General features: G+C 41.9%; 10 protein-coding genes and 1 tRNA gene. 6 read left to right on the plus strand and 5 right to left on the minus strand.

The genetic code is table 11. The annotated features are described in order from the left end of the window. Positions 1-54: 54 nt before the first annotated feature. The 3 genes from BROSI_RS18335 (at position 55) to BROSI_RS18345 (ending at position 5,119) form a co-directional block, all read left to right on the plus strand. A complete protein-coding gene (locus tag BROSI_RS18335) occupies positions 55-2,817 on the plus strand; it encodes a cation-translocating P-type ATPase (RefSeq protein ID WP_082059320.1) in 2,763 nt (920 codons plus the stop codon). 96 nt (positions 2,818-2,913) lie between these two features. After that, entirely contained in the window at positions 2,914-4,404 is a 1,491-nt protein-coding gene (locus BROSI_RS18340; RefSeq protein WP_082059321.1) for a multiheme c-type cytochrome, read from the plus strand. Between the two features lie 178 nt (positions 4,405-4,582). Then, on the plus strand, positions 4,583-5,119 hold the full coding sequence (locus BROSI_RS18345) for a hypothetical protein (protein ID WP_052565466.1): 537 nt from the start codon (positions 4,583-4,585) through the stop codon (positions 5,117-5,119). A gap of 155 nt (positions 5,120-5,274) precedes the next feature. On the opposite strand, the gene BROSI_RS18350 is transcribed toward BROSI_RS18345, so the two are convergent. The 5 genes from BROSI_RS18350 to BROSI_RS18370 form a co-directional block, all read right to left on the minus strand. Continuing rightward, positions 5,275-6,012 carry a tetratricopeptide repeat protein gene (locus BROSI_RS18350; protein WP_052565468.1) on the minus strand — a complete coding sequence of 246 codons (738 nt, stop codon included), beginning with the start codon at positions 6,010-6,012 and terminating at the stop codon, positions 5,275-5,277. Between the two features lie 96 nt (positions 6,013-6,108). Further along, on the minus strand, positions 6,109-7,092 hold the full coding sequence (locus tag BROSI_RS18355) for a polyprenyl synthetase family protein (protein WP_052565470.1): 984 nt from the start codon (positions 7,090-7,092) through the stop codon (positions 6,109-6,111). Between the two features lie 89 nt (positions 7,093-7,181). Further along, complete coding sequence (efp, locus tag BROSI_RS18360) at positions 7,182-7,745, minus strand: elongation factor P (RefSeq protein ID WP_230400709.1); 564 nt, start codon at positions 7,743-7,745, stop codon at positions 7,182-7,184. Between the two features lie 30 nt (positions 7,746-7,775). After that, a complete protein-coding gene (gene hemW, locus BROSI_RS18365) occupies positions 7,776-8,918 on the minus strand; it encodes a radical SAM family heme chaperone HemW (protein WP_052565472.1) in 1,143 nt (380 codons plus the stop codon). Positions 8,919-8,936: 18 nt separating this feature from the next. Next, the gene (locus BROSI_RS18370) at positions 8,937-9,686 is read right to left on the minus strand and encodes a glycosyltransferase family 2 protein (RefSeq protein WP_082059322.1); all 750 of its coding nucleotides are present in this window, start codon (positions 9,684-9,686) and stop codon (positions 8,937-8,939) included. Between the two features lie 529 nt (positions 9,687-10,215). Between BROSI_RS18370 and ispH the strand changes: the two genes are divergently transcribed. From ispH to BROSI_RS18385, 3 genes are all read left to right on the plus strand, one after another. Then, entirely contained in the window at positions 10,216-11,958 is a 1,743-nt protein-coding gene (gene ispH / locus BROSI_RS18375) for a 4-hydroxy-3-methylbut-2-enyl diphosphate reductase (protein WP_157842630.1), read from the plus strand. Positions 11,959-11,978: 20 nt separating this feature from the next. Beyond that, entirely contained in the window at positions 11,979-12,674 is a 696-nt protein-coding gene (locus BROSI_RS18380) for a DUF502 domain-containing protein (RefSeq protein ID WP_082059323.1), read from the plus strand. 50 nt (positions 12,675-12,724) lie between these two features. Next, positions 12,725-12,821: transfer RNA gene (locus BROSI_RS18385), tRNA-Sec, on the plus strand. The last annotated feature ends 109 nt before the right edge of the window (positions 12,822-12,930 follow it).

A 12,930-nucleotide genomic window follows, 5' to 3' on the forward strand; every position in this document is an offset into this window, starting at 1 on the left:
TGGTAAAATGAATAGTATGGAAGGTTTTAAAAATTTTCTGGGGACAACGTAATAATGACTGATATATCCTGGCATACGATGCAGGCAAGCGAGATTATGAGGAATCTGGGTACCAATACCGACAGTGGGCTTAGTCATGTTGAGGCAGAAAACAGGCTGAAAAAATACGGATACAACCAACTGGAGGAAAAGGAAGGTATCTCCCCCCTCATGCTCTTTTTGGGGCAGTTTAATGACTTTATCGTCTGGATACTGATTGCTGCGACGATAGTCTCCGGGTTTTTGGGAGAATGGGTCGATGCATTGGCCATTCTTGCCATCGTTATCATCAATGCCATTATTGGATTTATTCAGGAATATCGTGCCGAGAAATCCCTTGAGGCATTACGAAAAATGACAACCCTTTTTTCAAGGGTGTTGCGTAACAGCGAGATCCATTCTATTCCTTCCCGAAACATTGTGCCGGGTGATATCGTACTGCTCGAGGCTGGAGATTATGTCCCTGCGGATGGCAGATTATGCTCTTCTTTTAGCCTGAAAACCCAGGAGGCCTCTCTTACGGGAGAATCAACGCCGGTCGTCAAATCCGCTGAACCGCTCCAAAATCCCTTATTACCTATAGGCGACAGGGAAAATATGGTATTTATGGGCACCTCGGTAACAAGTGGTAAAGGGATGTGTGTTGTGATAACAACCGGAATGCACACTGAGTTGGGAAAGATTGCAGGTCTCATTCAGGAAGCGGGAAAAGAAGATACCCCCCTCCAGCGTAAGCTCGAAGTCTTTGGGAAAAAGTTAGTCTATCTGTGCCTGGGGATTGTAACGCTTGTATTTCTTTTAGAGTTATGGCGGAAAGATCCGTTGTTGGAGGCATTCCTTATGTCGGTAAGCCTTGCCGTTGCCGCTATCCCGGAAGGTTTGCCCGCGATAGTGACTATTGCACTGGCCTTGGGGGTGCAGCGCATGGTGAAACGCCATGTATTGATTCGGAAGTTGCCGGCGGTAGAGGCGCTTGGATGCACTACGGTCATTTGCTCAGATAAGACAGGCACTCTAACCCAGAATGAGATGACAGTGAGAAAGATATTTGCTAATGGTAAGACCGTTGACGTCTCAGGAACGGGTTATGACCCGGAAGGAAATTTTGCTTTCAATAACATGCCTCTTTCAGAGATTGACAGGCGAATGGTAACGTTTGTGCTAGGCATAGGAGTATTATGTAACAATGCCCATCTGAAAAGAGATAATACTACGTGGAAGGTTATTGGTGATCCTACCGAGGGTGCCATTTTAAGCGCTGCTGCCAAAGCAGGCTTATGGAAGGAAGGTTTACAGAAAAAATTTCCCCTTGCTTCAGAGAACCCCTTTGATTCTGACCGGAAAAAGATGTCCACCGTCAGAAAAACACCTTATTCTGTTTTTCTCGTTTGCGAAAAAGGCGCAGCGGATGTCATTGTAAAGGATTGTACAAAGATCTACATCGAAGGAGAACTCAGAGATCTGACGGAGGATGATATTCGAGTTATCGTAAATGAAAACAACAAGATGGCCGATGCTGCATTGCGCGTGATCGGCATAGCATTCAAACCCCTTGACCTTGAAACTCTCAACCCTGACCCTGCTATCACAGAAAGAGATTTGATTTTTGCGGGTTTACTGGCCATGATTGATCCTCCCAGGCCGGAGGTAAAAGATGCAGTTGCTACCTGTCATAAAGCAGGGATAACGACCGTTATGATTACCGGGGACCATAAGAATACTGCTTGGGCGATTGGGGAAGAATTGGGATTCCTTTGTAACGACAGAAAGGTTATCGAAGGGGTTGAACTGGATACGCTCCCTGCTGAAATTTTAGAAAAAGAGGTATCAAAGATAGCTGTATATGCCAGGGTTTCTGCTGAACACAAGCTCAGGATAGTGAAGGCATGGAAGAAACAAGGATCTGTTGTTGCCATGACGGGCGATGGTGTAAATGACGCCCCTGCCGTAAAAGAGGCAAGTATTGGGATATCCATGGGTATTACGGGTACCGATGTCACAAAAGAGGCGTCAGATATGGTCATAACCGATGATAACTTTGCATCCATTGTTGCGGCCGTAGAAGAGGGAAGAGGCATCTACGACAACATAAAGAAATCGATCCACTATCTGCTGTCATGTAATGCCGGTGAGATTTTGACGATGCTCTTTGCCTCGATATGCAACCTTCCCCTGCCACTATTTCCGATACAAATATTATGGATAAATATTGCTACAGACGGATTGCCGGCGCTGGCGCTGGGTGTCGATGCTGTAGATACGGATATTATGAAAAGGCCAGCCCGAAGGTCAGCCGAACAAATTATAGACAAAAATCTTGGCTTATTGATCGTTTTTCAGGGCTTTCTCATAGCTCTGAGCACGCTACTTGCTTATTTGTATGTTTTATACTATACAAGTAGCGTGAAACCCGGTTATTTACATTATTGGTTTCTGAATGAATTGATACCCTGCTGCTTAGGTGGCCCGCTCACTGGCGATCTTGAGAGGGCAAGGACGGCTGCCTTTAGTGTAATGGTTATTTCCCAATTGTTTCACTCTTTTAACTGCAGAAATGCACATCGTTCATTATTTAAGATCGGTATTTTTACTAATAAAAAGCTCTTGCTTGCAACGGGATTCTCATTGGCCATGCAAGTAGCCATTATCTATATCCCTTACTCTGAAAATGTCTTTAAGGTAATGCCTTTAGAATTAAAGGACTGGATTGCTATCTTTGGATTTTCCACCCTCGTTTTTATCATTATGGAAATAATCAAGTGTTTTAAGAAATCTTAGAAAAACAGGAGAGAAAAAGGATGAGAGGTTTGGTGTCCGTGATAGTAATTGGGAGAATATTTGGGGCTAATCATAAATGCAAAGGAGGTATCTTCGATGAAGTTATTGCTCGTTTCCCTGTTTTGCTTAGTTTCAATGGGTATTTTTGTTGCGGAAATACTTGCGGAAGAAGAACAGCCAGGTGCCATGCAGGTGGCCCTCAGCGAGCAAACGCAACTCTGCGTGTTGTGTCATAAAAAATACACTCCTGGAATCGTAGAAGACTGGCTCACAAGCAGACATTCAAAAGTCACTCCGGAAATGGCTCTGGCAAAGCCTGTTCTTGAAAGGAGGATTTCAAGCGATATAATTCCGGAGACCTTCAGGTCTGTTGTAATTGGCTGCTATGAATGCCATGGCCAGAACGCACCTTCCCACAAGGATAACTTCGGCCACTTTGGATTTAAGATCAATGTTGTCGTTTCACCAAACGATTGCAAGACATGTCATCCTGTAGAAGTGGGACAATATTCTGTGAGTAAAAAGGCCAATGCCCTGGACATTTTGCAAAAAAATCCTTTATATCATACCTTTGTCGAAACGGTTCAGGGTTTAAAAGAGATTAAAGATGGCAAAATAATCCGTCTCAATGCATCGGATAATTCAAAATCGGAAACTTGCTATGCCTGCCATGGCACTCTTGTCACGGTGAAAGGAATGAAAAAAATATCAACCGATATTGGAGATATTGACGTTCCTGACCTTTCCAACTGGCCAAATCAGGGGGTAGGAAGGATTAATCCCGATGGAAGCCTTGGCGCCTGCACCCCATGCCATGCAAGGCATAGCTTTTCAATTGAGGTAGCCCGAAAACCTTACACGTGTTCCCAATGCCATCTCGAACCGGATGTGCCGGCATTTGATGTGTACAGAGAAAGTAAACACGGAAACATTTTCTTTTCAAAACAACATGAATGGAACTGGACGAATGTCCCCTGGAGGATTGGTAAGGATTTTCAAGCGCCAACCTGTGCCACCTGCCATAATAGCCTTTTGACTACTCCAGATGGCAAAGTTATTGCGCCAAGAACCCACGATTTCGGTTCAAGATTGTGGGTCAGATTATTTGGGCTCATTTACTCACATCCTCAGCCAAAGGATGCCAGAACATATCTGATCAAAAACAAAGACGACCTCCCACTTCCAACTGCTTTTACCGGAGAGCCGGCTTCTGAGTATCTGATCGACAAGAGTGAACAAATATGGCGTCAAAATGAAATGAAGAAGATATGCCGGGGCTGTCACAACACTGACTGGGTTAATCAGCATTTTGCCAGACTTGATGCTACTATAGCAGAAACAGATAAGATGAGTCTGACCGCTACCCGGCTCATTCTGAAGGCTTGGAATGAAGGATTGGCTGATCCATCAAATCCTTTTGATGAAATGATCGAACACAAGTGGATAAAACAGTGGTTTTTTTATGCCAACTCGGTGCGATACGCATCAGCAATGGGAGGACCCGATTATGCCTCGTTTAAAAATGGTTGGTGGGAATTAATGACAAACCTGTGTACTATGCAGGATTTGATTCAGACCAGGAAATAGTTTTAAGGAGAAAAGGTATCGAATGTGGTATTTTTTAATATTTATTAACAATTTATTTGAAATAAATTCGTTGACAATTATGGTAAAAAAGGTTAAAAGTGTGTTTTACATATGTTAAAAGTTTAGTGGCGAGGGAATTTAATCACTTTTTTCGGTTTTGAAAGGAGGGTAAGAACGTATGCGAAGCAAGAAAATTTTTGGAATAGTTGTATTTGCGATTATGGCCGCTGGCATGACAATCTGGATGGGTAATTTGGCTTATGCTGAAGAAGTACACAAACATAGTGAAAAGGCAATGGCGCCAGAACATCCAAGTGTAGAGGAGTTTGTTTGTCCTTCTTGTAAGGAAGTGCGCGTGAGTCCTGAGAAAGGAAAGGCGCTTGCAGCAATGCCGATGGTCTGTCCGGATTGTAAGAATTCTATAACGGAGCTTGCGGTTCACCATTGTGATAAGTGCGGAGAAGATGTACTCGTATGCACAATGTGCAAGAAAGCTTCTGCCGAGTTGAAAACAGCGACTATGGAAGGAAAGTGTCCCAAATGCAAGCAAGTAAGAAGAAGGCCTGTCAAGGGAAAGGCATTGGCTGGATGGGAAATGAAATGCCCTGATTGTAAGAAAAAGGGAAAAGAAATGCTCATTCAACATTGTGATGAATGTGGAACAGAATTTTTGTCATGTCCAATCTGTTTGAAGGAACAGGAAAAAGCAAAATAATACATCAGGTGGTATCAAAAAAACATCTCTCTTTAAACGAAACTCTCAGCTAAATTTTGTTGGAGAGAATAAATATTGTAGGGGCGAACGATCGTTCGCCCCTACCGGGAAGATTTTGTATTTTTTCTCTCAGAACGTTGTGGTGAGAGAGTTTCTTAATGTGAAGAAGCCGCACCATGTGGTGGGTACATGCTTTTGCCTGCCTCATATTTTTTGAACTGATTGAATTCTTCTTCCGCCTCAGCGCTCATTCCTTTTAACAAATAAACGACCCCGAGATAATTATGTGCTGTTCCCAGGTTGGGATCTAGCTCTAAGGCTGTTTTATGTGCATCTATGGCCTCGTCCAATTTTTTCTGTTTGCAATATGTTAGCCCAAGTTCGTTATAGGCCGTGGCAAGGTTGGGATTTAAAGATAGGGCCTTCGTCTGCATCTTAACCGCATCTTCAAATTGTTCATTCATCCGATAGACAACCCCCAGGCTATAATATATCATTGGGTCATCTGGCTTCAATTCCAGTTCTTTCCGATAGATCTCTCCGGCCTTATCGAATTTGCCTTGTGTGTAATATGCTTTTCCAAGCTTTTCATAAGCATTGATCATCGTTGGTTCGAGTTCCAGCGCTTTTTGCCATGCTGCAATCGCTTCGTCAAAACCACTTTTTTTGATACTTTCCAATCCGTAGTTATAATATTCTGCTGCAGTCATTTTTTCCGGCAGAACGATCTCTTTCTTAGCTTCCGGGGTATCAGCGCTTTCTTCGTGTACGACCTCCCTATTTGCAACTTCGGCGTTTTCAGATGCCTCTTTTTTGCCACAACCACATAAGGATAAACACACCACTGCGCCTGCAATTGTTATTACCGGTAAATTTCTTCCAATTATTCCCATCTTCTTTCATCTTCTCCCAAATAACTATAGGTGCTATAGAATCAACAATGAATACTTAATTTACAGATTACTATCAAAAACATCCGAAAAGCTTTATTAAGACATCCGCTGTGCCATGAAAGACGCAATTTCTTTGAATACCGTTTTGTTTTCTACAGGAATCTCGTCAATTGTCTTATAAGCCTGTTTTACTAAATCTTCCGCATAATCCTGGGCATACTGTATGGCATTATATTTTTTATATGCATCCAGCGCCCATTGTATATCGCTATCGGTTGTTTCATCCCTGGGTTTTAGCATGATTTTGCGCAAATGTTTCCTATCTTCCGCGCATGCAACCTGTAATGTGTATGCATATAAAAAGCTTGCCTTACCTTCTTTCACATCGGAACCAATTACCCCCCCGCGTCCCTTACCGTGTGTCAAATCGATTAAATCATCACGGATCTGAAACGCTGGTCCCATCGTCTTTCCAAGCGTCCATATTTTTTCCACAACCTGTTCCGAGATCCCCGATACAATACCCCCGCCAACCATTCCGCAGGCAAGATAGTATCCTGTTTTCATCTCCACCATCTTCATATAATCATCGACTGAAAAATCTTCAGCAGCCCTTGCGTTGATGTCAAGCGCCTGACCTTCCACGGTTTTTTCGTAGGTTGACGTAAGCACCTGTAATAATCGTATCTTCTTTTCCAGTGATATTGGGCTTGCCAATGTAGTTTTGTAAGCACACGCAAGGAGATAATCTCCTGCATTAATCGCATTCGCGGTACCGTATTTTACCCATACCGTGGGTTGATCACGCCTTACCGTGTCGCCGTCCTCAATGTCGTCATGGATAAGGAACATATTGTGCATGGTCTCCACGGCAAGGGCAAAATGGATAGCCTCATCAGGATTTCCTCCTAACGCCTCACAGGTAATCAGACAGAGCGCCGGCCTCACCCTTTTCCCCCCCGTTTGCAGGTGATGCCATATAGGTTCACTCAAATAATTTTTTCTATAGGGTGGAATGAGTTCTTTTAACAGTTCGTCTATCTTTGCACCGTAGTTCTTAATAGATTCCTCTATGCGCATATCTGTCCCTCTTATAACACGGCATGGCCGCAGTCAAAAAGCAGTAAGCAGAAGGAGATAAATTTCCGCTGTCAACTGCTAACTGATACCTATTCCCTACCCAGAAATTCACCTGTCCTCGTATCTACCTTGATTACCTCGCCATTATTGATGAACAGAGGAACCTTTACAACGAGCCCTGTCTCCATTTTTGCAGGCTTATAAACATTCACTACGGTATCTCCCTTCATGCCGGGGTCTGTTTCGACAATTTTTAAAGTAACTGACGATGGTAATTCTACCGAAATCGCCTTGCCCTCATAAAAGGCTATCTTCACCTGACTGTTTAAGGTCATATAAGGGATGGCATCTTCGACCGCCTCTTTGGGCAATAATACTTGCTCATAATTTTCTGTATCCATAAAGCAATAATTATCTCCCTCCTTATAAAGGTACTCCATCACCCGGTGTTCTAAGAATACATCCTCTAATTTGTCAGTAGACCGAAATCGCTTCTGAACTACACTTCCCTGTTTTAGGCTCTTCAGCTTTGCCTGCACCATGCCCCGCCAGTTTCCCGGTGTCACGTGCTGATAATCAACCACTAAATACAATTCGCCATCCATTTTAATAACGGTACCCCTTTTAATTTCTGTAGCGCTTACCAATTTCATAGCTCCTCAATAAAATGTAAAAAATATATCTTATACAAATTCCGTCATTACCGTGTCTGCAATAAATAAACCTTTTTCTGTAAGCTTCAGCCTCTCATCCTCATAACTAATCAGGCCTTCCTTTACCAATCTGTTTATTTGAGTTCCAAATTGTTCTTCCAGATTGTAACCAAATCGTTTATAAAAATCGGTATTTGATATGCCCTGACGTAACCGCAAAGACATAATTACCGTTTCTGATGCAAACTGTTCAGGTTGTAAACATTCACCAAAAGATTGTACATTTTTATTTTCGTGTATTCCCGCCATGTATTGAAACACGTCTCTTACGTTCGAAGTCCTGCGGCCATCAATAAAGGAAAATGCCCCTGCCCCTGCCCCTGCATAACCCGTGTTTTTCCAATAGACCTGGTTATGGGAACACTCACATCTATCCTTTGCAAAATTTGAGATCTCATAGTGGTTATAACCAGCACTTGTTAAATGACGTATGGCTGTTTTATACATCTCTAATTCAACAGATTCATCCAGTTTATGGACAACCTCATTCTCTAAATCCATCGTGAGTGGCGTCCCTTCTTCATACGTAAGGGAGTACGTTGATATATGTTCCGGGTTCAATTCAACTGCTATCCTCAAATCTTTTTCCCAGTCATGGGAAGACTGGCCCGGACACCCAAATATTAAATCAATATTAATATTTTCAAAACCGCTTGTCCTCAATAAAAGAAAGGCATTTCTGGCATCATCACCGGAATGAATACGTCCAAGAAGTTTTAATTGGCTATCCTGAAACGACTGAACGCCCAAACTGATGCGATTCACAAAATATGCTTTTAGCAATGCAACCTTGTTTCCGGTCAATGTGCCGGGATTTACTTCAACGGTATATTCCTGTATCTCCGAAGCCGGGACATAACGAACAACGCTATGGAGCAGTTTTTCTAACTGAGTTTCAGCCAGTATGCTTGGCGTCCCTCCCCCAATATAAATCGTTTTAAATACATATCGTCCTTGCAGAGCACGTAATTCCTTTTCAAGGGCATGGAGATAGCGGTCAACTATTTTTGTTCCCGATACAATCGAATTGAAATCGCAGTAATTACACTTTTTTACACAAAAAGGGATATGAATATAAAGGGCATGGGGAAGAGCATCTCTTTTTACTGTCATGGTGCAACTTTAAAGATATTAATACCTTACGGTTTTCTTTGTTCCGCACACGGCTATGTTCTTTTGTTCCATATCTGCAAGTTCTTTTCGTATAATATTCTTATAATACTGCAACCTTATATTCGGGTCTTCCAAGGTGCCTTTAAAATGTTTAGTGAGGTCTTTGTATATGAGTTTAACAGGTATTTCCCTTACCCACAATCCCATCTTCCATGCCTGTATCCATAATTGCAGCGGCATTCCATATCCATGTTCCGTCACATGCAATGCCTTCAGTTTTCCGACCTTATACGCCTTAAAACCGCAAAAAGAATCCGTTAAACCAAAACCCGTTATGCGATTTAAAATGCCGGTAATTCTTTTATTAATAAGATACCGTTCTATCGGCACATTTGCGCCTACTTTCAGGGGGAAAAAATACCGGGATCCCGATAAGATGTCACAGTCATGAAAGGGGATTTCTCTTAAAAACAGAGGAATCTCTTCGGGTTCATGCTGTCCGTCTCCATCAATTGTCAATAGATAATCGTATCGATTTTTCATTGCATACGTGAATGCATCTATGATCGCTTTGCCATAGCCAAGATTTCTCGGATGTACGATCATACGAATGTTTTCGACGTTTATTAACTCCTTACGGAGACTATAGGTTGAACCATCGTCTATTACTAGTACATCAAGAGAAAAATTCTTAACCCTTTGAATAATGTTATATACGGCGATTTCATTGAAGACTGGCATGGCAACAAGGATATTATTTCTGTGCATAACGGTTAAATATTGTGTAGCGTAAAGGAAAGTAAAAGAAGTTCTTTGTTTTAAAAAATCTTGTCATACGCATGATGCTAATGAATTTAGTTTTTGGGAGTTCAAAGATCCCAGAAAAAATGACTTATTTGTAGTAAGGTAGACAACCAACCGGGCTTTTATGTTAAGATATTTACCGTTATTACCATGGGCAAAGGATGAAAATGAACAGTCTTTGTCCTTTATTTATAATTCATCCATTATAGAAAAACAGATAATTATATAGCAAGGAAAAACCCCCCTTCGCCTACTATTTTCAGTTGTTATTAAAACATTGACATCACTCATCATAACTGATAAAATTAGCCGCAATTGTCAGGGATTCAAAAGAGATTAACGCAGAGGCACGCCATGAAATCAGGGCATGGCAAGCCATAATCAAGTGGATTTTCACCGTATTGAAGCGGTTAAATTATATCGGGTATTATGGTAAAGAACGATTGCCCGTTCATGGCAGGAGTTTTTCATGATAAAGTTTCCGAGGTAACTATTGAGAGTAAAAGTCGCTAAAACAGCCGGGTTTTGTATGGGTGTGCGGCGTGCTATGGACATTCTTCTGGATGCTGCAAACGAAAAGAACGAGGATGGTAAAGTATTTACCGATGGACCGCTGATTCATAACCCGCAGGTACTTGAATATTTAGAAAAGCGGGGAATCCATGTCGTTAATGGACAAACCGACCTTTCCAAGAGCACCGTCGTTATCAGGGCACACGGCATTACACCTGCCCGTAGAAAAGAAATTGAGAATATGGGTGCAAAGGTCTGTGATGCTACTTGCCCCCACGTAATGAGGGTTCAATCCATTATCAAAAAATATGCCGCGCAAGGATATTCAACCGTTATTGTGGGTGATAAAGGGCATGCAGAGGTTATAGGACTATTAGGGTATGCTGAAGGCAAAGGACACGTTGTGCAGGAATTGGAAGAAATAGAACATCTTCCCCCAATGGACAAAGTTTGTATTGTAGCACAAACAACACAAGATAGACGTCTGTTTAAGGAGGCTATCCAGCGGCTTAAAAAACGGTACTCAAAGTGCGAATCATTTGAAACAATTTGCAGTTCCACTTACAAACGACAGGACGAAGTTATAAGTCTCAGCAAATCCGTGGATGCCATGATCGTTGTTGGTGGGAGAGGAAGTGCCAATACGGCCAGACTGGTTAAGATATGCGAGTCTCAGGGAACGCCGACATTCCATGTTGAAACGGACGCCGAGTTAGACCTCAGTAAACTCAGAGATTATGATACTGTTGGTGTAACCGCAGGCGCTTCTACCCCCAACTGGATGATCAAAAGGGTCGTCGAGAAGGTACATTCCTACAAAGTAAGTAGATATGGAAGGCTTTTTTTTGGTTTAAAAAGCATTGCTAGTTTTTTTATTGGAAGTTGTACATATTCGGGATTAGGGGCAGCGAGTCTCGGTTACGCAAGCGCTGCACTACTTGGGGTTCAGCCCAGATTAAGCTTTTGTTTGATTGCGGCGTTTTTTATATTTTCTATGCAAGTTCTGAATCACTTTGCCAATAAAGAAGCCGTGGCGCTCAATGAGCCGGCAAGGGCTAAATTCTATGAAAAGAGACAAACTCTTTTTATCGGCCTTGGCATTACGGGAGCAGTGGCATCCTTTATCCTGGGGTTTATCCTGAGTAAATCCATTTTTTTCTGCATCTTTCTTGCCAGTCTCTTTGGCATTTTTTATCGATTGGAGATAATACCGAAGAGCTTTTCCCGTGTTATCCGTTATAGAAGTCTTGAACAAATACCTGGCTCAAAGGAGATCTTTTACAGTATTGCATGGGCAGTTAGTACGGCATTAATACCCTTCCTTGGGTCGAAGAAAAGTTTTACGCCGTCACTCGTTATTGCTATTGCTTTTGCATTCAGCCTCGCATTTATCAGGGCGGTAGTCCTTGATATACGGGATATCCAGGGTGACCGTATTTTGGGTAAAGAAACAATCCCCATTGCTATTGGAAAGGAACGGACAAAGACAATTCTTCTTATTATTATAGTATTAGTTGCAGTCTTATTGTCAGTTAGTCCACTCTTTGGATGGACGACTACGCTGGGATATTATTTGCTCCCCTGCGTTGCTTATGCCTCTGGGTATCAGTATCTGCTCCAGAGAAAGATTATATCAGAGGGTCTTTTACCTGAAACTGTTGCTGATTTTAATTTTATTTTCTCCGGTATAATGGCCTTTGTTTGGAAATCAAGTTATTTTTAAACTGTCGATACATTTAATTTATGGAAGAAACCAAACACGGAGTATTCACTCAATTTAAAAAAGACGTCAGAAAAAGGATGTTGACAGGCCTGTTATTAATCCTGCCCGTCTATGTAACCTTTTTTGTTGTAAAGTTTCTCTTCAGCTTCGTCGGCGGCACGCTCGCCCCAGTTATCAAAAAGTTCTTGCAATTTTTGGGTGTTGCCCTGCCAAAGACCTCTCTTGATGAATTTATTATCACCTTTTTGGGGCTTATTCTCACATTCATCGCATTGTACTTTATTGGCATATTTGCAGCCAACTTTGTAGGGAAGGCCATTATTAATTATTTTGAAAACCTCTTAACAAAAACCCCTGTTATTAGAAATATATATTCGTCCGTAAAACAAATTATTCACGCGGTAAGTTTACCTGGAAAACAGTCTTTTAAACGCGTAGTTTTTGTAGATTTTCCAAAAGAAGGTACAAAATCTATCGGATTTGTAACAGGTACGACACAATATAATAATGAACACAAATTTATCAGCGTATTTATCCCAACTACACCAAATCCGACAACAGGGTTTTTAATATTTACCAAGGAAGATGATGTTATCGATACGAATCTTACGGTAGAAGAGGCGTTTAAAACACTCCTTTCAGGTGGCGTCCTGACGCCTAAGGATATTGAATCACCATTCAAGACTGCTGGCACGGAAAACTTTGAATTGAAGTGAACCCCAAAAATATTGTTTTATCTTTGGCCAAAAGTATCACGAAATAGTGTGGGAGTGCATGTCGGCTGGTGTCGGCGACGGACTTCAAATCCGGTCTGTCCCGCTTTTAGCGGGATAGGTGGGTTCGATTCCCACACGCTCCCGCCATGAATTTATATCTCAACGGTATTTTATTATCGTTTTGTGTACACAAGCGGAGATCAAATGATTGATAATTATTCAGTACTGAATCAGGATTCCGTATAAAAGGTAAAAC

The sequence above is a fragment of the Candidatus Brocadia sinica JPN1 genome, from assembly GCF_000949635.1.
GTDB classification, from domain to species: Bacteria; Planctomycetota; Brocadiia; order Brocadiales; family Brocadiaceae; genus Brocadia; species Brocadia sinica.